Below are 20,351 nucleotides of genomic sequence, written 5' to 3' on the forward strand. Positions count from 1 at the left end.
CCTTAAAAACTCTTTGAAAAAAATAAATTGGTACAAAACCTAGTGGCAAAATATACAAAACCTGCTGGCAAGCTACACGCACCTTGAAAAAACACACATGAAATCAATAAGTTATAGCACCATAAAAGTGCTGTGGCGGAGGGGGTGGGATTCGAACCCACGGTACAGTCTCCTGCACGCCGGTTTTCAAGACCGGTGCCTTAAACCGCTCGGCCACCCCTCCAAACTAGATATGCTTTTTGACAAATTTCTTGTAAAAGGTCAATCATTTTAATACGCATTTTAAAGCGTTCTTTGTAAAACTATTTAAGTTTCAATTAAAATAATTCTTCATAAGTTAATTCTTTGAGTGTGTTATCTAAGAGTTTCATTTTTAAACATGATAGTTTTTTCTGAAAAATGAAAGGTAATTATGATATTTATCATTTTTTTCCTGTTTAAAAATTTTTTACAAAGCAATATTTTTTAAGTTCTAATGGTCGTTTTCATAATAATAAGAAATGTTCAGTTGAAAATGTTTGATAAATTATATTAAATTTCGGTCGTGTATTTTTAAATTATTTTAACTTTCCAGATATTTATTCTATTTAGATCGGTCATATCTGCGAAAAGAAAATGTTATTGCTTTGACAGTTTATGAGAGATAAATTTGTAAGAATGACATATATATTCAAGCAAAATTTTTATTGAGTTTAAATAAGTACAATTCAATAAGAAAGCTCTTTAAAAGATTTTTATTTTTTAAATAAAAATATTCAGATATTTAATGCGTCTAAAGGGTATCTTGGAGGAAAGGGCTGATTTACACTATTTGAATAAAACGTTGTATAAGATTTGCATCGACAGTTTAAAACCTTTTCCAGATATGACTGAAAATTAGGTATATTTATAATGCTTTTTTCTTTAGGATAAGCAAAAAGGTAATTTGAATGGAAGAAAAGATTATTGAACGCTTAGATCAATAAATAGTTTGTTAAGGTCTTGCATAGTTTTTCAAGAATAGAACTTAAAAACGCTAAATTATGCAGAGGCAAAGAGCATAAACTTTAACAGACAAGGTTTTAAAAGCCGTTTCATTCACAAGTATGTGTAAAATAAAATATTTATGTCTAATATGAGAGAATAGGTTGTTTCTGATTCTATTGAGTTTTATTTGCTTCTATTCCTCATCTTTTTGAAGCTTTTTTATGGCTTCAAGAGCAAGTTTTTACGGTCTGCGCTCTTTGTGTAAAGAGATGCCATAGTGTCGTCTGTCCAGCCAAAAATTGCTTTGAGTTGCGAGACTGTTGCACCGAAATTAGCAGCGCGTGTTGCTGCTAATTTTCTTAAACCATGCGCGCGCTGATTTTTTAATGCCTACTGTATTACAAGCCTATCTAAATGTATCGCCAAAGCTTTCTTTGGAGAGTTTTTGATTAACTTGACCACAAATGAATGTTTCTTCTCCAATAGGACCAATTTAAAGGGTTTTGGCTAGTTCAGACAAAATTGGCAGAAAAACATCTGTTTGGAATTTACTTTTTTCTGTTTTGACTGGAAATCCGTCTTCGTTTTTGAGAGGAGGTCTTTTGATTCCTAAAGCTGGATTATTTTCCAAAAGACCCTGTTCAATGGCCCATTTAAAAAGTCCGTTTAGACCTTTCAGAAAGTCTCTAGCCATTCCAAGTGTTTATTTACGATGTTCAACACCGGCTATAATATGTTTCTTTTCGATTGCTTGGTATGAAATGTGACCTATAGAATCACACACCTTCATCAGGATGAGTTCTTTTTGTGACTTTAGAGAAGCTATGCCAATTGATACTGTTAAAATACTGTTTAAGTAGCCATGCAAATAACCTTTCAACAAGTTTACCGGTTTTGGATTTTGGAAGTATAAGCCCTTGTAATTCAGCAAGCGCACTTTGGTAGTTGTCAACAAACTCTTGCGTTCCATAGGTTCCACGTACTCTAATGCGTTGACCACGACCAATACGCACATACCATATAATTTTACCATGGCGTGTGATTTCTTTGACAAGATGAGGGGGCGTGGTTTTGGCATAGCAACTTCACATCTTAGAGAGTGAAGATTCATAATCTTCATTCGTTGACAAATCTAATAACTTTTTTGGAAGACTAGCTTGGTTTGGTATTGGGATGTCTGCTTTAAGATAAATAAGCAGTTCACCTGTAGGCTTTATTTCTATTAATTCACACCCTTGTTTTTTAGCTTCTCGTACAGCACGAGCAATAGCTGGTTGCGTAATAGTAGGTGGACGGTGTCCCATGTTTGTTCGCCTTGATTTTAGATGTAATTCACATGTGGCGTGAATCACGCTGGTGTTAAAAGGTTAGTTTTTTGGTGTTAGAAAGGAATGTCGTCTTTTGTTGAAGGGACGCCGTTCTGGGCGGTCATAGTTTTGTTACAAGCTTCTGAATTATCATAAATTTTTGCGTTTCCAAAAATCTGTGCATTATAAGCAACTTGTGCGTTATCAAAAATCTTAGCGCTATCGTAAATATTGGTAAAGGAATACGCCTTGGCATCATTATAAATCCAACAATCGTTTTCATGACTTAAACTGTCTTCATCCTCTATAAAGCTGTCAAGATTACCTGCCTTTTCATCTCTAAAGTCTCTCAATTCATGGATACGGTAAAGCGTAATGTATCCATCAAACTCTATTGTTTCATCAGTCAATTCGTATTTTTTCCCCATGATTTATTTCCTTGATTTGGCACAATCCACCCGTAGCGTGAATCATGCATTACTTAAAAGTTGTTAGGAATGAGTAGGGGTGTGCTAGGTGACATATGGACACTCCCATTTTTTAAAAATATGCAAATTTATTTTTTAGATGTGCTTAATTTCATAATTCCAATCAGGCAATTGAGTGAGAGCTAATGCGAGTTGTCCTCTATGACACATGCATACATTGGCTTCAAAACAGGTGATTGCAACGCGCTTTTTGTTTAAAAAATTTGATATAATTTGTTTATTGCACAAAAATTCTTTATTTTTTTGTGAGTGTGTCATTTTTGCTACAGATATTTCAGAAAAGATGCTCTATATGAATTTCATTTTGGATATTTGGAGAGATTTTATGAATACAAAACGTTTAATAACAGCGTCTATTTTTTCTTTAATTTCAGCGTCTACAGCACTAGCTGCTGATGTTATGATTCCTCATCAGCCAGCATCATCGACTGCTTCTACCATTGTTGCACCTACTTTTTCATGGACAGGTCTTTATTTAGGTGTCCAAGCTGGTGGTTTTTCGAGCAAAGCTGATATGGCTCTTGTTGGTCAAGAAAAGAGTTTACCACTGGATAAAGAGTTCTCTCCTAAACTTTCAGGTTTTGCAGGTGGTTTTTATGCAGGTTCTAATATTGATCTCGGTGACAACTTTATTTTTGGTATCGATACGGATTTAATGATATCTGGAAAAAAGCACACAAAGACCATTACCATAGGTGCAGCTGATAACACTACAGTAGAAAATGCAGTCGTAAGATCTCGCAGATCCGCAGAAGGTGTAACCACAACAGGAACACCAGTGTCACCAGTAGCAGGAACCTTAACGTCAAATACACCAATACAATCAACTGTCCAAGCGCAATCTACGCGGGAAAATTTAAATCAACAACCAAATCCAGGCGTAAGCCAATCAGGGAAAACAGCAACAACTGGCAATCCTAATGCTACAACAGTAAAAGAAACAGTGAAAGTGGAAGGAAAAACATTAGGAGTTTCAAACCCAACATCAGCATCGTTAGCTGGACAACGAGGGTCCTCTAAGCCAGTGACAAAACCACAAACAGGCGCAGAAACAGCAACAGTTTCTACATCTAAACAACCCTCCTCCAGCACAGAGACAAGAACACTGGTCCAGTCAGAGCTTTCGTTAGGAAGATCAGATACAGGAAACCAATCATCAAGAGTTGAGACAAAAAGAGCAGATGCGTCTGCAAAATCTGCAGAAACAACATCTATATTAGCGGGATCTTCACAAGTACAATCCATCTCAGCCACACCAGCAGTACAGTCAGCGGTGGCGGTACCTGCAAAATCAGTTGTAACAAAACTAACATTCTCTACCCCATCAACAGGAACAGAAGCAAGTCAGCCAGCAGTAAAAGCACCTACACCGGTACAATCTGTATCACAACCATCGGTAGTAGAAAGAACAGTACCGAGTTCATCACTTGTACTCGCGAGATCAGGATCATCCAATGGTTCAGAAACAAAAGTTTCTAATGGAACAAGCGGAGCCCAACAGGGAGGTCATCATAGTTCTTCCCATGGTAGTGGAAATGCTAATGCACATGGTGCACCTCATGCAGGTGGGCATAGCTCTGGTGCTCATCCGAATGGTACTAATCCACATGCTTCTCGTTCTCATGGTGGACAGAATATGTCTGGACACGGTGCACAAAGTACACAAGCGGTGGATAAGAACGCTTCCAGTGTATATGGTATAGAACAAATAAAAAAGATGGCTTCTGAACTTGGTCTTGATCAAGAGGATGCAGTTGAAACTTTAAGTCATACTTTCAAACAAAATTGGGGTGGTGCTACACGGGTACGTATTGGTTTTGCTGCTGATCGCTTTATGCCTTATCTTGCTGGTGGTATTGCTTATGGACAATTCCAAGACACTGTATCAATATCCGTTAAGGATGAGGATGGAAGAGTCGTTTCTTCTAAGAACTTAGCTGATGAAACAAAAACTATGATTGGTTACACACTTGGTGGTGGCGTTGATTTCTCGCTTCTAGATAATGTGATTGTACGTGCAGAATATCGTTACTCTGATTTTGGTAAAAAGAAATTTGCAAAGGAAAAACTTGAAGTTAACTACAAAACCAATGATTTCCGTGTTGGTGTAGCTTATAAATTCTAATTTTTTAAAGAGTAAATTTCTAAGAGGCTCCACTGTCAGTGGAGCCTTTATTTTTTTTAAGATCACTTTTTGGTTTCTTTTCTTGTGAATTTCATGATAAAGCCCATAGATTGTGATGATATATTTTCCTGATCGCTGCTTAATACGAATGATAAGCTCGGCTTTCCCTATAGATAAAAACCAGAGTTGCAGGGTTCAGGGAAGTTATGCAAAAATGAAATCGTAAAAGTGGACAGGGATATTTCACAATGGCTGTGAAAAATGAAACAATAGATTATTCAAAAACTCTTTATCTCCCACAGACAAATTTTCCTATGCGTGCAGGGCTTCCGCAAAAAGAGCTTGAATTGATGGCGCGTTGGGAAGATATGGGGCTTTATGCGCAATTGCGCCAACAAGCAAAAGATCGTCCATTTTATATTCTTCATGATGGTCCGCCTTATGCAAATGGTCATATTCATATTGGGCATGCTTTAAACAAAGTTCTAAAGGATGTGGTTGTTCGTTCATTCCAAATGCGCGGTTTTAATGCAAATTATGTACCTGGTTGGGATTGCCATGGGCTTCCAATTGAATGGAAAATTGAAGAAAAATATCGAGCACAAGGAAAAAATAAGGATGAGGTACCTCTTAACGAGTTTCGTCAAGAATGCCGTGAATTTGCACAGCATTGGGTAACTATTCAAAGTGAAGAATTTAAACGCCTTGGTGTTGTGGGAGATTTTAACACGCCTTATACTACAATGGCTTTTCATGCAGAAGCACGCATTGCCAGTGAATTGATAAAATTTGCTATGTCAGATCAGATTTATCGTGGTTCCAAGCCAGTGATGTGGTCTGTTGTGGAACGTACGGCTTTGGCAGAGGCTGAGATTGAATATCATGATCATGAATCAGAGGTGCTTTGGGTTAAGTTTCCTGTTTTTGAAGCAAATTCTGATGATTTATATGGTGCTCATGTCGTCATTTGGACAACAACACCGTGGACGATTCCAAGCAATCGTGCAGTGAGTTATTCTTCGCAAATTTCTTATAGTATTTACGAAGTTGAAAGTGCTGAAAATGATTTTGGTCCTCAAGTGGGAGAAAAGCTTCTCTTTGCAGACGCTTTAGCGATGAGTTGTGGAGAAAAAGCCAAACTTGTTTTGAAGCATTTGCGTGTTATTTCTTCTGAAGAGTTGAAAGCTCTTGTTCTTTCTCATCCACTCAAAGGTTTAGCTGGAGGGTATAATTATAAAATTCCATTGCTTGATGGTTCGCACGTAACAGAGAGTGCTGGTACAGGTTTTGTCCATACAGCACCAAGCCATGGGCGTGAGGACTTTGAAATTTGGAATGATTATAAGTCCTTACTGGAGCAAGCGGGGATTGATTCATCTATACCGTTTCCTGTTGATGATGCAGGGTTCTATACGAAAGATGTTCCAGGTTTAGGACCAGATCGTGAAGGAGGACCTGCACGTGTTATTGATGATAATGGAAAAATGGGTGATGCCAATAAAGAGGTCATTAATGCTTTAATTAAAGCAGATCGATTGTTTGCACGGGGGCGTTTAAAGCATTCCTATCCCCATAGTTGGCGTTCAAAAAAACCCGTTATTTTTCGCAATACACCGCAATGGTTTATTTCAATGGATAAAGATTTTGGGGATGGTTCAACTTTACGTAGTCGGGCTTTGGAAGCTGTTTCAAAAACGCGTTTTGTGCCATCTTCTGGACAAAACCGCCTAGCTTCTATGATAGAAGATCGTCCTGATTGGGTTCTTTCTCGTCAGCGTTCTTGGGGTGTTCCTATTTGTATTTTTGCAAATGAGGATGGTGTTATTCTAAAAGATGAAGGTGTGAACGAGCGTATTTTACGGGCTTTTGAAGCAGAAGGGGCAGATGCATGGTTTGCTGAAGGAGCACGTGAACGTTTTTTAGGTGAGCGTGCACATGAGCCTTGGGTACAGGTTTATGATATTTTGGATGTTTGGTTTGATTCTGGAGCCAGCCATAGCTTTGTGTTAGAAGATCGGGCTGATTTGAAATGGCCTGCTGATGTTTATTTTGAAGGTTCAGATCAACATCGCGGATGGTTCCAATCTTCTCTTTTGGAAAGCTGTGGTACGCGTGCTTGTTCTCCCTATAAGTCCGTGATCACACACGGTTTTACTTTGGATGAGAATGGTAAGAAAATGTCTAAATCTTTAGGCAATACGGTTGTTCCGCAAGAAATCATTAAAACATCTGGAGCTGATATTTTTCGTCTCTGGGTTATGACAGCCGATTATTGGGAAGATCAGCGTTTAGGCAAAAAAATACTTCAAACAAATGTGGATTCATATCGTAAACTACGCAATGCAATTCGTTGGATGCTAGGAACTTTAGCACATGATGATGGAGAAGAAGTATCTTATGGTGCACTGCCGGATCTTGAAAAATTTATATTGCATAGGCTTTTTGAACTTGATCAGTTGATTAATCGCGCTTACGATGAATTTGATTTTAAAAAGATTATGCGTGCATTATTGGATTTTTCAATCATTGAGTTATCGGCATTTTATTTTGATATCCGCAAGGATTCTCTTTATTGTGATGCGCCTTCATCAAAAAAACGCAAGGCCTCCTTGCAGGTTGTCCGTGAGATTTTTGAGCGTATGGTCACATGGCTTGCTCCAATGTTGCCTTTTACTATGGAGGAAGCTTGGTTAGAGCGTTATCCAGAAAGCCAATCGGTGCATTTGGAACAATTTCGCTCTGTACCAGAAGAATGGCAAAACCAATCTTTGGCTGAGCGTTGGAAAAAAATTCGGCAGGTCCGTAAAGTTGTGACAGGTGCTTTAGAGCTTGAACGTGCTAATAAGCGTATTGGATCCTCTTTGGAAGCTGCGCCTATTGTTTTTATTTCCAATCTGGTTTTACGAGAGGCATTAGAAAATGTGGATATGGCGGAGATCTGTATTACCAGTGCACTCACAATTACGCAGGACACGATACCTTCTGATGCTTTTACTTTGAATGATGTTGAAGGTGTTGGTGTATATCCAGAGAAGGCATTAGGAAAAAAATGTGCTCGATCATGGCGTTATACACAAGATGTTGGAAGTGATCCAGCTTATCCGGATGTATCTGCTCGTGATGCAGCTGCTTTGCGGGAATTGCAGATTCTTGGCAAGATTTAAAGTTTTAGATCAAAGGAAAGAAATGCAAGTAAATTTCTCATATTGATGAATATAGTTTTTTGTGGTACGAAAAAAATTCCGTTGTTTTATCTGCAGGGGGGGAAATTTGTGTATGGACCGTTCTCTCATAAATAACGGGAATATTAATCAGCCATACACCTAGGAAATGGAATAGGCAGTGAGAAAACGTGAAATAAAAATATTTCCAATAGGAATTTTAGGGATGTGCTTTGTTTTAACGGGATGCAATTTATCCGCTCCTACCTATGGTACCAATAAACCAGTTTCAATACAGTTTTTTGAAGATGTTGCTAATATCACTTCATTAACACCAACAAATAACAGCAGCCAGATTGTTATGAAACCTCATCCAAAACTTGTAATACCAAGCCCTAGTTCACGCAGATTTTTGCCGGTACCACAACAAGATAGATCTGTCAATGAAATGGCAGCATCGAAGAAGCATCAAGGAAATACTCCTTTTCCTCACAAAGGATCGTCAGTTAATGGCGTTGGTTCAGAAAATCCTTCACAGTTGAATGCGAAGCAACGACAGGAATATTTACGTCGTCAGAGAGCACAAGTTGGAAGTTCAAAATACCGTCGCTATCTCACTGAACCACCTTTAAGTTATCGCCAACCGGCAAAAACCGCACCTATTGGTCGATAGGGAAAAGACAAAACATTTAAAGTAAAGTATTTTTCCAATTACTTATGATACCAAGCTCTCATTCGCGCGCAGTTATAATGCTGCTGTAGGAGGGGGGGATTCTCATGAAATAGCAATATGACAACAGCATCGAGAGATTCCTTATGCGTTTCCTTAACACGAAACATTTCTCAAGCTCATTTTACAACATTGCTCATGTGGCTAGTATAACGTAAAATCTATTGTGCTCCAATACTTTATGCTTAGGAAGGAGAAAGTGGATACCATCATTTTATTTTACAGACTCCAATGTTGCGATAATTCTTGCATTTGAGAGCTTTCATAAGAGACATTTTTAGTCTTTTCTAAAACGTTCTTTATCCAGACGATAATTCCGCTTATGATGTGCAAGAAAGTGATTTTTACTGTTTCAATGTAATTTGAAATGAGAGCATATCTACGATATTTTGGACTTTATATTTTATATACAAAATAATGAATTATTCTTTTGAATGAATGTATCATCTAATAGAAACAATATGCAGAATTAAAAGAGAGAAAAAATGCTTCGAAATAGCTTTTGCTATATATATATATCAGAAGAATTAACAGTCTTTTTTGAGAAGTAGGATAGTTTTTAAAGAGTGAAAGTTATGGAAGAAGAATTATTTTTAGTATCGCTTTTGTATAAAAAAGTCTTTAAGTAATTGAGCTGCTTCTTTTTCCTTGAAACCAGAATAAATTTCAGGTTTGTGATGGCAGGTTGGTTGCTGATAAAAACGTGGGCCATTTTCTATAGCACCTCCTTTGGGATCATTTGTTGCATAATAGAGACGTCGTATGCGTGCAAATGAAATGGCAGCGGCACACATAGCACAAGGTTCAAGTGTTACATAAAGATCGCAATCAGGAAGCCTTTCGTTTTGCAATGTTTCGCAAGCCATACGGATTGCGCGTATTTCTGCGTGTCCTGTAGGGTCATATGCAGATTTTATAAAGTTACCAGCGCGTGCAATGATAGCTTTTCCACGTGTAATGACAGCACCTACGGGAACTTCATCTTTTTTTGCAGCCTCTTGCGCTTCTAAAAGGGCTATTTCCATGGGCGTCAAAGTCATAATATTCTTTCTACTGAAGGTATAGAAAATCTAAAGGTTATCTCGATAAGGAATGCTATGGAATGAATAATTTATTACGCTTTTATAATGAAAAGAATACCTCTATTTTTTTAAGAGTTTAAAACAAACTTGCAAGTCGACAGATACATTATTGTCGTTAAAGGATAGAAAATGATAAATGATTATGCTACTTCCTTTTTCAGGATAAGCGGTATGGTGCATGTGAATAATTTTCTGAACATACTTGCAAAGATTGGTTTGAAACGCAAATGAATGAAAATAATGAGAGTGAACGAATTGCTAAAAGGTTAGCGCGTGCTGGTATTGCTTCGCGTCGAGATGCAGAAATGATGATTGTTGCAGGTCGTATTTCTGTGAATGGTAAAGTCGTGACAACGCCTGCTTTTAATGTTAGCCGCTCTGATGTTATTAAAGTTGATGGCAAACCTTTACCTCCTATAGAACGAACGCGTTTATGGCTTTACCATAAGCCAGCAGGTCTTGTCACCACGAACCGTGATCCTGAAGGCAGACCTACAGTTTTTAGTAATTTACCAAAAGGAATGCCGCGTGTTCTTTCTGTTGGAAGGCTTGACATTAACACGGAAGGGCTTTTGCTTTTAACCAATGATGGTGGCTTAGCGCGTGTATTAGAGCTTCCTGTAACGGGGTGGGTCCGCAAATATCGTGTCCGTGCTCATGGAAGAGTCAAGCAGAGCGCGTTGGATAACCTTAAAAATGGTATTGCGATTAATGGTATTTTTTATGGTTCGATTGAAGCATCAATTGAACGCGAACAAGGGTCGAATGTATGGCTTTCTGTCGCTTTGCGAGAAGGAAAAAATCGTGAAATAAAGAATGTTTTAGGGGCATTGGGATTATCAGTTAATCGATTAATACGTGTATCTTATGGTCCATTTCATCTCTCTGATTTAGAAGAAGGAGCCGTGCAAGAGTTAAAAGGGCGGATGTTACGAGATCAGTTGGGGGAGCGTTTGATTATGCAAGCCAATGCAGATTTTGATGCTCCTATTCTTAAGCCATTTTCAAATTCTGCAGTTGTTGCAGAAAAGCAAAGCCAGAAAGATCTTTCTATTGCAAATGATGGTTGGGTTTTCTCAAGTGAAAGGGCAATACGACGCCGACCAAGAGATGGTTCTGTTGAACATAGTCGCGCACGATTAAGTACAAAGTCTCATGAGAATGTAAAGAAGGAGAAAAGTGAAGAAGGAAAAGCAGAGCGTTTTCTACCGCGTTCTCGCCGTGCTAATGTTTGGATGGCTCCTGGTGCACGTCCGCAAAGTGCACGTAGAAAGCCTTCTTATAGTGAGGAGAAATCGCATGGTCATAAGAGCGATTTGGATGGTAGAAAATCATTTCATCGAGGCAAGGAAAAACTAAAAGAAAATCCGTCATACAAAGAGAAGAGGGAAAGTTTTGTTCAAAAACATGGCAAAATATCTTATGACGAGACGCATCCCTTTGGTAAGAAAGATGGCTTTTTAAAGGATAAAGAGAAAATGATAAAAGGTGGTCATGATGAGCATTCTTTTGAGAGAAAGAAAAAGGTAAAATCGTTTGGTGGTGCTATGAAAAAATCTAAACCACATAGGGACGCTGCAAAAACTTCGAAGCGATTTGGAGGTCCACGTGCGGATCATAGGCGGTAAATTTGCTGGGCGTGTTTTGTTTTCGCCTGTTAATCAGTCGATTCGCCCAACGAGTGATCGTACACGTGAAAGCCTTTTTAATATTCTTTCTAGCCGTGAAGAACAATTTTGGACCAATAAACGCATCCTTGATCTTTTTGCTGGGACTGGTGCTTTAGGCATCGAAGCACTTTCACGTGGAGCAAAGGCTGCTGTTTTTGTTGAAAACTCGGTTGAGGGGCGTGGGGTAATTCAAAAAAATATCGAAGCCTTTGAATTACAGTCGATAGGACGGATTTTGCGTCGTGATGCGACCAAACTTGGCAATATTGGCACAATGCTGCCATTTGATGTTATCTGCGCTGATCCTCCCTATAGCCGTTGTTTAGGTGAACGTGCTTTTGTAGAAGCTTTGCGAGGAGGGTGGGCAAAAGCTGATACACTCTTCATACTTGAAGAAAAGAAAGATACAATGATTTATTTACCTAACGTCTTTTATCTAGACGATGAGCGTTTTTATGGTGAGACAGCAATACGTCTCTATAAATTACGATCGCTTACATCTTGAGAAAGTTCTTGTTTTTATCCGATAGGATGAAAAAATGCTTTTACACAGTTTTCTTCATTTTATATGGTTTTTAAAAGGTCAAGTAGAAAATCAATAAAAGATTCTAATGTTAAAGGAATTGATGAATTTTTATTAGCTTTACTACAGAAGGATGTTTTTTCTCCAATAGGATATATATTCCTCGATAATAGTTATGATCTTTTTTGTTTAATTTTTTTCTGCTATACCTTAATCATCACATTTCATCAGCAGTTGAAAGCTTTAAGCTGTGCAGTTTGCATTTATATCTTATATGATGCGTAACTTCTATTTTTGTTATTGTATAAATTTAAAAAAGATATTTTGTTTAGTATTGAAAATATTGTTCATTTATCCTGAGTATTTGTCTGTTTAGTTTAGTAGTATCCCTTGTTGATTTAATCATTACATATTAAGTAAATCTGAGAGTATTAAGTATCTTATCGTTGTGCAGCTTTAAGGGTACTTTTTTATAATACTCTTTATCACTAAAGATAAGTGATTTGTAAAAAAGAGGGAGATTATCGTGTTTAATTGGATATATAGTGAAGAGATTAGTACAGAAGCAAGTGCTGAGCAAATTTGGGCTATATGGGAAGATGTGGCATCATGGCCTTCTTGGGATCACGAACTTGAGTGGGTAGAACTTTCTGGTCCTTTCAAAGAAGGCGCTATAGGACGCATGAAACCTAAAAAGGGACCTACAGTAACTTTTACACTTGATAAAGTTATAAAAAATGTTTGTTTTTCTGATTATGCTAAACTTCCTTTTACACGTATGAGTTTTAATCATGAATATATTTGTTCAACAAAATCGGGTTCTTCAAATAACAAAATTCGTCATACTGTAACTATGTCTGGTTTACTTGCTCCTTTATTTGGAATGATTATTGGATCAAAAATTAAGTTACATCTTCGGGATGCAATGATTGAAATGAGTAGACGTGCTCTTACTGAAAACAAAAGCATTTTGTAAGAGGATGCATTTATAAAGAAGTTAATACCTTAAAAAAGGTACAGAACTCTTAGCCTTGTTAGAATGAAATCAGTTATGAGTATATAGCAAATTGATGAGCGAGCTATGATTTGGTTTTAGTTAGCTGTTGAAATCGAGTTAAATCATCTGAGAAAATTAATTTTGCACCAAAGATCTTATGAAATTCATTGAATTTTTTTATATATAAAAGCTTATAAGATGCTTTCTTCATTGAAAATGAGAAAGGTTCAGAAGTTCATTACTTCTCTTATGATGTAGGTCCATATCGTCATAATATTTGCCTGTTTCTAATGTTGCAATATTTTTTGCATTTAAAATCTTCATAAGAGGCATTTTGATTTCTTCTTAAATAGTTTTCATTCATACGCCCCTTACTTATGATTTGCTCGCAAATAGTTGTGATTGACTCAACATGAATAGGTTCGAAACAGAGAGAATTTTATGATATTAGGCTTTTTTATACAAATTACAAAACAATAAATTATAAGTATAAATCAAACTGTTAATTTTATTGAAAGATTACAAGATAATTTCTTGATTACTTTTCTAGAGAGTGCAGTTCTAAAAGGCTCTAGATGATAAAATAAAACCTCCCTTAATTTTCGTAAAAATTAATCTCGTATCGTTGTATGTATTTGGTTTAAATGTTTAAAAAGCGATTTTTTAAAATGCGCACAGATATCCCAGTTTCTGCAAATATTTTTGTATCTATTAAAACAATTATGAGCGATAAACTTGCCCAAATTAATTGGAAGAATATGCTTATTGTAGATTGAATTGAACAATAGATACAACATTGAGTTTTATATAAAAGTTTTATTGATTATCGTTTTATAACAATATTACGCTTCTTTATTTTTTAATGGAAGGAAAAGAGGAAGGAGTGTAGTTCTTAAATCAAAATCTATCCAGTATTTTGGAATTTTTGTTTCAGGAAAAAGAAGTCTATTAAGTTATATCTGTTTAATAACAAAGTAACCGATTAAGGATGAGGCATAAAAAAAGATGAGATGCTCTTGATTAGACGCATTAGAAACGAGAGAGAATATTATGATTATAACTTATTTCTGATAAATATAAAAAATGAGTTATTTGTAATATCACGCCTATGAGAATAAAGAAGCGTATGACTGCTCATTTTGTTGAAGCAATAACGCAAGAAAAATTTTTTATTCCGTTTATATTTTTTTGTTTACAAGATTGCCATCTTATTATGAGAGAGTTTATAGAAGCAAAGAAGTATACACAAATATAAGGCATTTTCTTGATTCTTGCTTGGAAATTAAAGAATGCTATAGGAATGAAGGAAGTTATTTGACTATCCAGAGGACATAAGGCTTGTGACTTAAGTCATTTTATACTTTTCGAATTTTTGAGGATTTTGGCTTAAATTCAAGTGTTATAGCTAAGACTTTTGTTAATTGCCAATTGTTCTGTTGATTTGATTGTCAGTGGAGATTTGGCTCCTAAAATGATAAGGGCCCATGAGAAATCTTGAAACTAAAGAGATTTTACGGCATATTACGTTTTTTCATAAAGAAGCTAAAAGGGAAATGATTTAATGCATTAAAAGAAAAAGAATGCATGAATGTGCATAATCTTATGAATCAATACACAAGAGTTATATTCTGATTTGTATAAATTTGTCAGAATGCTTATCAATGTAAATAATAAAATATTTTAGGGAGTCTATAATGACTGACAAAAACCAGATTGAGAAAGCTGTTTCGCTGGTTGAAGCAGCAAAGCGTTCTGGAGCAGATGCTGCTGATGCTGTTATTGTTCATGCTCATTCTACCAGTGTATCAGTTCGTTTTGGGAAAGTCGAATCGACAGAAGCAGCAGAGAGCAATGATTTTACTCTAAGGGTTTTTGTTGGAAAAAAAGTAGCAAGTGTTTCTGCTAATTTAGGATCTTATCCGCAAGAACTTGCGGAACGTGCTGTTGCGATGGCTAAAGCTTCTCCCGATAGTTTATTTGAAGGTTTGGCAGATAAAGAGTGTTTGGTTAAGTATCCTAAAGATCTTGATCTTTTTGATGATTTTGTACCCAGCAGTCATTTTTTAACAGAAGATGCTTTAAAAACGGAGGCAGCAGCTCTTGATGTTAAAGGTGTAAGCAATTCTGGTGGCGCTGCAACAGCTTATGGCCGTAGTGGGTTTATTCTTGTGACCAGCGATGGTTTTTGTGGAGCCTATCGCTCAAGTTGTTTTTCACGTTCTTGTAGTGCTCTTGCAGGTGAAGGAACACAGATGGAGCGGGATTATGATTATACAACAGCCTTACATTTTTCTGATTTAGAGGCAGCAGAAACTGTGGGAAAGAATGCAGGGCTTGGTGCTGTTCGACGTTTGGGTGCAGTTCGTGCGGCGACTGGGAGCGTTGATGTTATTTTTAATCCGCGTACGGCTCGTGGAATTGCAGGGCATATCGCATCTATGGTCAATGGAGCCTCTGTGGCTCGAAAAACGAGTCTTTTACAGAATTTCCTAGGCAAGGAAGTGATGAAGCCTAATGTTAATGTAACCGATCAACCTTTGCGATTACGTGGAAATGCTTCTCATCCTTTTGATGGAGAAGGGGTAGAGGGGCAAACACTCAATATTATTGAAAATGGTATTTTAAAAAATTGGCTTCTTTCATCATCTACAGCACGTGAATTGGGACTTAAAACAAATGGACACGGTATGCGTTCGGCATCATTAGTGCAGCCGACCAGTACAAATTTTGCTATTGAACCGGGTTTAGTATCACCTTGCGATATGATAAAAGATTTGCGAAATGGATTTTATGTGACCGAATTATTCGGTCATGGCATTGATTTTATTACTGGTCAGTATAGTCGTGGGGCTTCCGGTTTTTGGATTGAAAATGGTGAAATTGCTTATCCGGTAAGTGAAGTAACGCTAGGTTCTGATTTGCTTCATATGTTAGCACATTTAACACCTGCCAATGATATTGATCGGCGTTATAGTACAGCTGCTCCAACATTGTTAATTGAAGGGATGACACTTGCAGGAAAATAACACGCATCATTCTTCTGATTTAAATCTTTTGCGTGATGTTTGTCGAGAGGCAGGAGATTTAGCAATGCGGTATTTTGGATGCACGTTGGATGTCTGGATTAAAGAAGGTAATTCCCCGGTTAGTGAAGCAGATTTTGCTGTTGATCATTTCTTGAAAGAGAGGCTTCTTGGAGCTCGTCCAAATTATGGATGGATTTCAGAAGAAACAAAAGATAATCGAGAAAAACAAGATTATTATGAGCGCTCTTTTGTTGTTGATCCTATTGATGGAACGCGTGGTTTTCTTTCTGGCAATCCTTATTGGTGTATTTCGGTTGCCATTATTGAGAATGGGCGTCCTATTGTGGGCGTTCTACAATGTCCGGCTCAAGGAGATGTTTATACAGCTGTAACAGGTGGAGGGGCAACATTAAATGGGATAAAACTTCCTCGTTTAGCCTTTGAGGTTCATCGAAAATATAAAATTTCACTTGATAAATCGCTCGCACAAAAATTACCAGATGATTTTCTCAATCAAGTCAGTCTTTACCATTATCTTCCTTCTCTTGCTTATCGTATTGTTCTTGTTGCTCAAGATGAAATTGATATCGTATTAGTTCGTCCAAATTGTCATGAATGGGATATTGCCGCTGCTGATCTTATTTTGCAGGAGTGTGGAGGGTGTTTTTTATCGCTTGATGCCCCTTTACTATCTTATGGAATTGAACCTTACCAGTATGGACTTTTAATTGCTGGTAAAAATAATTGCTGTCAAGATATGATAGATGTTGTTCGTCAAACAAAGTTAGTTTAATCACGTAAAAGCGCGCTAAGATAATCTAAATGATATGGAGGCACATATGACTGAAACCAAAGAAAAAAAACAATATTTACATCTTGTATTTGGTGGGGAATTAAAAAATCTTAACAGTAATCAATTTAAGAATCCTGATGAGTTAGATGTGGTTGGTATTTTCTCAGATTATCAATCCGCTCAAGAAGCATGGCAGGCAAAAGCACAAAGCAGTGTAGATAATGCATTACAACGTTATTACATTGTAGATTTGCATCAGTTTCTTGATGCTGAGTTAGGCGATGCAGAATAAAGCTTGAATATTTGGTCATTATAACCTGTAGATTGCTTCATGCTTTTGTTTAGTCGTCCTTTTCATAGGTACGTTCTTCGGGTAAAATAGAATGCCGTAAAAAAGAATATGCTTGTTGTTTAAAATTCATATGTTTTTTTAAGAAACATCTCCCAAAGCACCCAAGCCCATTTCATAATAGTGTCCGTGCAAGGCAAATAAAAAGCAAGTAAAATAAAATAGTTATGTCTAATATAAGGGAATAGGTGAATCTTGATTCTATTGAGTTTTTTTGCCTCTATCCCTCATCTTTTTGAAGCTTTTTTATGGCTTCAAGAGCGAGTTTTTTACGATCTGCGCTCTTTGTGTAAAGAGATACCATAGCATCATTTGTCCAGCCAAAAATTGCTTTGAGTTGTGATACTGTTGTTCCAGAATTAGCTGCGCGTGTTGCGACTAATTTTCTTAATCCATGCGCCGATTTTTTAATTCCAGCCGCATTACAAGCGTCTCTAAATGCATTCCCAAAGCTTTCTTTGGTGAATTTTTGATTCACTTTACTACAGATGAATGTTTCTTCTCCAATAGGACCAGTTTCAAGCGTTTTGGCTAATTCCGGTAAAATAGGTAGAAAGACATCTGTTTGGAATTTACTTTTCTCTGTTTTGAGATGAATGATATTATTCTTTACATCTTTCCAGCCAATGCGGACCGCATCACCACGATGCAAACCCGTATACAAAAGGACATCAATCCAAACGCGTTCATGGGTGCCATGGGACCATCTTTGATAATATTTCTCAACATCTTCTTCTGTCCAAACAGCAAACCCATCTTTGTTGTGAAGGGCTGGTCTTTTAACACCTAAGGCTGGATTATTTTCTAAAAGACCTTGGTCAATCGCCCAATTAAAAAGCCCATTAAGGGCTTTCAGAAAGTTTCTAGCCATTGCTGGTGTTTCTTTGCGTCGTTCAACGCCGGCTATGATATGTTTCTTTTCAATTGCTTTGTATGGAATGTTTCCTATGCTATCACATACCTTCATAAGGATGAGTTCTTTTTGTTTTTTTGTAGCTTTAGTGTAGCTATGCCAATTAGAGCTGTTAAAGTATTGTTTAAGTAGCCATGCAAATGACCCTTCAACAAGTTTACCGGTTTTTGATTTAGGAAGTATAAGCCCTTGTAACTCGGCAAGTGCGCTTTTGTAGTTGTCAACAAACTCTTGCGTTCCATAGGTACCGCGTATTCTAATACGTGGTCCATGACCAATACGTACATACCATACAATTTTGCCATGTTGAGTAATTTGTTTAACGAGATGAGGAGGACGTGGTTTAGGCATGGTATTTTACATCTTAGAGAGTGCGGTTTCGTAATATTCATTCTTTGACAAATCTAAAAGTTTGTCTGGGTGGCTAACTGAATTTGGTATTGGAATATCTGCTTTAAGATAGATAAGCAGTTCCCCTGTAGGTTTGATTTCTACGAGTTCACATCCTTGTTTTTTAGCTTCTCTTAAAGCGCGTGCAATGGCTGGTTGCGTTATAGCAGCTGGACGAGGTGCCATATCTTTTCTCCTTACATTGAGATGCAATTCACGTGTGGCGTGAATCACGCATTACTTGAAAGTGTTAAGAAGGGTGGGGATGCTTGTAGATATGCGGGGAACAAAACACCCCCATAAGGTTAAGCAGCTTTTGTTGAGAGTTGTTGCATCTCTCGTTCTATCTCTGCTAAAAAGGCTTCAACAACTTGATTGATCTGTTCAATTTGTTGATCATCACGGAGAACACGCTTGACTTTCATACGCAAGTGAAAGAATTCCCCCGTAAAACGTGGGTCATAGCTTACGGCAACAAATTGATTTATAATGATAATTCACTGTTTTGCATATTGATTGAGAGTCTCGAATAACGTAAGATTCTCTCATTTCAAACCTGCTTATCTTGAATCAATCAAAACCATTCCCTTGCACGTCAAAAGCGGGGCTGGTGTGTGGGTAAAAATTGTACAAGAAAGGAGTAAAAATGGTTCTTATGAATCGTCTTAATGCAAGGGCTGTCGCAACATTGGGGGCTGGCAAATATAATGATGGTGCCGGCTTGCTTCTCCATAAGCGTAAAGATGGTGGTGCTCAATGGCTTTATCGTTATACCATTCATGGTCGGCGTCGCGAAATGGGCTTGGGTGCCTTAAGACATGTCTCTTTAAAAAAAGCCCGTGAATTAGCAAATCAATGGCGTTCTGTTTTGCATGAGGGTCGTGACCCTATTAAAGAACGCGATAAACAAAAGCGTGAGGCAATAAGCAATCTTCATTACTTAAAAGATATTGCTTTAGATACTTTTGAAAGTCGGAAATCTGAGTTAAAAGGGGATGGTAAAGATGGGAATTGGTTTGCACCTTTACGCCTACATATTCTCCCTAAATTAGGCTGTCTGCCTGTTTCTGAGATTACACAAACAGAGATACGCAATGTTCTTGCCCCTATTTGGCATTCAAAAGCTGGAACAGCTAATAGAGCTCTTACCCGTCTTAATCTTTGTCTCAAACATGCGGCTGCCTTGGGTTTGAATGTTGATTTACAAGCAACAGAAAAAGCACGCGCGCTCTTAGGTAAACAACGTCATAAAACACAAAATTTACCAGCTATGGATTGGAGAGATGTCCCTACCTTTTATAAAACACTTTGCGAAGCATCAACCTTAACACAATTGGCTTTGCGTTTGCTTATTCTGACAGGGGTTCGTACCAATCCTTTGCGTCATATTCATAAAGATCAAGTTGATGGAGATATCTGGACTATCCCTGCTGAAAATATGAAAGGTTTGCGTGATGCTACAACAGAATTTCGTGTGCCCTTATCATCAGAGGCATTAGAAATCTTAAAACAAGCGCGCTTGTTCTCTCGCAATGATTTCTTTTTTTCTGCTACCGGTCGCGGTCCCCTTGCTGATAGTTGTATGGCAAAGTATATGAGAGAGAATAAGATTGATGCCTGCCCCCATGGCTTTCGCTCTAGTTTACGCAATTGGCTTGCTGAAACAACCGATGCCCCCTATGAGGTCGCTGAAACCATTCTAAGTCATACAGTAGGAGGTAAAGTAGAGCGTGCCTATCGTCGGACTGACTATTTAGAACAGCGCCGTGTTTATATGGATAAATGGGCGGCTTATGTCACTGGTCAATCTTAAGATATGGGGTGCATAACC

General features: G+C 37.5%; 15 protein-coding genes, 1 tRNA gene and 2 pseudogenes. 10 read left to right on the forward strand and 8 right to left on the reverse strand.

Annotated features, from left to right (window positions below; all coding sequences use genetic code 11):
- Window positions 1–133: 133 nt before the first annotated feature.
- From ACFINH_RS07935 to ACFINH_RS07950, 4 genes and pseudogenes are all read right to left on the reverse strand, one after another.
- A tRNA-Ser gene (locus ACFINH_RS07935) sits at window positions 134–223 on the reverse strand.
- 936 nt (window positions 224–1,159) lie between these two features.
- A pseudogene (locus ACFINH_RS07940) lies at window positions 1,160–2,044 on the reverse strand (tyrosine-type recombinase/integrase).
- A gap of 7 nt (window positions 2,045–2,051) precedes the next feature.
- Window positions 2,052–2,270 carry a hypothetical protein gene (locus ACFINH_RS07945; RefSeq protein WP_375632587.1) on the reverse strand — a complete coding sequence of 73 codons (219 nt, stop codon included), beginning with the start codon at window positions 2,268–2,270 and terminating at the stop codon, window positions 2,052–2,054.
- A 77-nt stretch (window positions 2,271–2,347) separates the two neighbouring features.
- Entirely contained in the window at window positions 2,348–2,701 is a 354-nt protein-coding gene (locus ACFINH_RS07950) for a hypothetical protein (RefSeq protein WP_375632588.1), read from the reverse strand.
- Between the two features lie 385 nt (window positions 2,702–3,086).
- On the opposite strand from ACFINH_RS07950, the gene ACFINH_RS07955 reads away from it, so the two are divergent.
- The 3 genes from ACFINH_RS07955 (at window position 3,087) to ACFINH_RS07965 (ending at window position 8,720) form a co-directional block, all read left to right on the forward strand.
- Window positions 3,087–4,886 carry an outer membrane beta-barrel protein gene (locus ACFINH_RS07955; protein WP_375632589.1) on the forward strand — a complete coding sequence of 600 codons (1,800 nt, stop codon included), beginning with the start codon at window positions 3,087–3,089 and terminating at the stop codon, window positions 4,884–4,886.
- A gap of 248 nt (window positions 4,887–5,134) precedes the next feature.
- Window positions 5,135–8,050: an isoleucine--tRNA ligase gene (ileS, locus tag ACFINH_RS07960; protein WP_375632590.1), complete on the forward strand. Its 2,916-nt coding sequence runs from the start codon at window positions 5,135–5,137 to the stop codon at window positions 8,048–8,050.
- 178 nt (window positions 8,051–8,228) lie between these two features.
- Window positions 8,229–8,720: a hypothetical protein gene (locus tag ACFINH_RS07965; protein WP_375612104.1), complete on the forward strand. Its 492-nt coding sequence runs from the start codon at window positions 8,229–8,231 to the stop codon at window positions 8,718–8,720.
- Window positions 8,721–9,370: 650 nt separating this feature from the next.
- On the opposite strand, the gene ACFINH_RS07970 is transcribed toward ACFINH_RS07965, so the two are convergent.
- Window positions 9,371–9,817 (reverse strand): nucleoside deaminase, encoded by a 447-nt coding sequence (locus ACFINH_RS07970; protein WP_375632591.1) that lies wholly within the window; start codon window positions 9,815–9,817, stop codon window positions 9,371–9,373.
- Between the two features lie 269 nt (window positions 9,818–10,086).
- Here ACFINH_RS07970 and ACFINH_RS07975 point away from each other — a divergent pair, with 269 nt between their 5' ends.
- From ACFINH_RS07975 to ACFINH_RS08000, 6 genes are all read left to right on the forward strand, one after another.
- On the forward strand, window positions 10,087–11,487 hold the full coding sequence (locus ACFINH_RS07975) for a pseudouridine synthase (protein WP_375632592.1): 1,401 nt from the start codon (window positions 10,087–10,089) through the stop codon (window positions 11,485–11,487).
- Entirely contained in the window at window positions 11,468–12,034 is a 567-nt protein-coding gene (rsmD, locus tag ACFINH_RS07980; protein WP_375632593.1) for a 16S rRNA (guanine(966)-N(2))-methyltransferase RsmD, read from the forward strand. The genes ACFINH_RS07975 and rsmD overlap by 20 nt, the downstream gene beginning before the upstream one ends.
- Window positions 12,035–12,578: 544 nt before the next feature.
- Window positions 12,579–13,028 carry a hypothetical protein gene (locus ACFINH_RS07985; protein WP_375632594.1) on the forward strand — a complete coding sequence of 150 codons (450 nt, stop codon included), beginning with the start codon at window positions 12,579–12,581 and terminating at the stop codon, window positions 13,026–13,028.
- Between the two features lie 1,715 nt (window positions 13,029–14,743).
- Entirely contained in the window at window positions 14,744–16,075 is a 1,332-nt protein-coding gene (locus tag ACFINH_RS07990; RefSeq protein ID WP_375612375.1) for a TldD/PmbA family protein, read from the forward strand.
- Window positions 16,062–16,868 carry a 3'(2'),5'-bisphosphate nucleotidase CysQ gene (locus ACFINH_RS07995; RefSeq protein ID WP_375612376.1) on the forward strand — a complete coding sequence of 269 codons (807 nt, stop codon included), beginning with the start codon at window positions 16,062–16,064 and terminating at the stop codon, window positions 16,866–16,868. Before ACFINH_RS07990 ends, ACFINH_RS07995 begins: the two co-directional genes overlap by 14 nt.
- Before the next feature lie 46 nt (window positions 16,869–16,914).
- Complete coding sequence (locus ACFINH_RS08000; protein ID WP_375612377.1) at window positions 16,915–17,160, forward strand: DUF4170 domain-containing protein; 246 nt, start codon at window positions 16,915–16,917, stop codon at window positions 17,158–17,160.
- Window positions 17,161–17,437: 277 nt separating this feature from the next.
- Here ACFINH_RS08000 and ACFINH_RS08005 read toward each other — a convergent pair whose 3' ends face one another.
- From ACFINH_RS08005 to ACFINH_RS08015, 3 genes and pseudogenes are all read right to left on the reverse strand, one after another.
- Window positions 17,438–18,481, reverse strand: a complete 1,044-nt coding sequence (locus ACFINH_RS08005; protein WP_375632595.1) for a tyrosine-type recombinase/integrase — start codon at window positions 18,479–18,481, stop codon at window positions 17,438–17,440.
- A 6-nt stretch (window positions 18,482–18,487) separates the two neighbouring features.
- A complete protein-coding gene (locus tag ACFINH_RS08010; RefSeq protein ID WP_375632596.1) occupies window positions 18,488–18,706 on the reverse strand; it encodes a hypothetical protein in 219 nt (72 codons plus the stop codon).
- A 119-nt stretch (window positions 18,707–18,825) separates the two neighbouring features.
- Window positions 18,826–18,990: pseudogene (locus ACFINH_RS08015) on the reverse strand (exonuclease); the annotation flags it as partial.
- Between the two features lie 176 nt (window positions 18,991–19,166).
- Here ACFINH_RS08015 and ACFINH_RS08020 point away from each other — a divergent pair.
- Window positions 19,167–20,333: a tyrosine-type recombinase/integrase gene (locus tag ACFINH_RS08020; RefSeq protein ID WP_375632597.1), complete on the forward strand. Its 1,167-nt coding sequence runs from the start codon at window positions 19,167–19,169 to the stop codon at window positions 20,331–20,333.
- Window positions 20,334–20,351 lie beyond the last annotated feature (18 nt).

It is taken from the genome of Bartonella sp. AA74HLJMH, from assembly GCF_042197045.1.
Taxonomy (GTDB): domain Bacteria; phylum Pseudomonadota; class Alphaproteobacteria; order Rhizobiales; family Rhizobiaceae; genus Bartonella.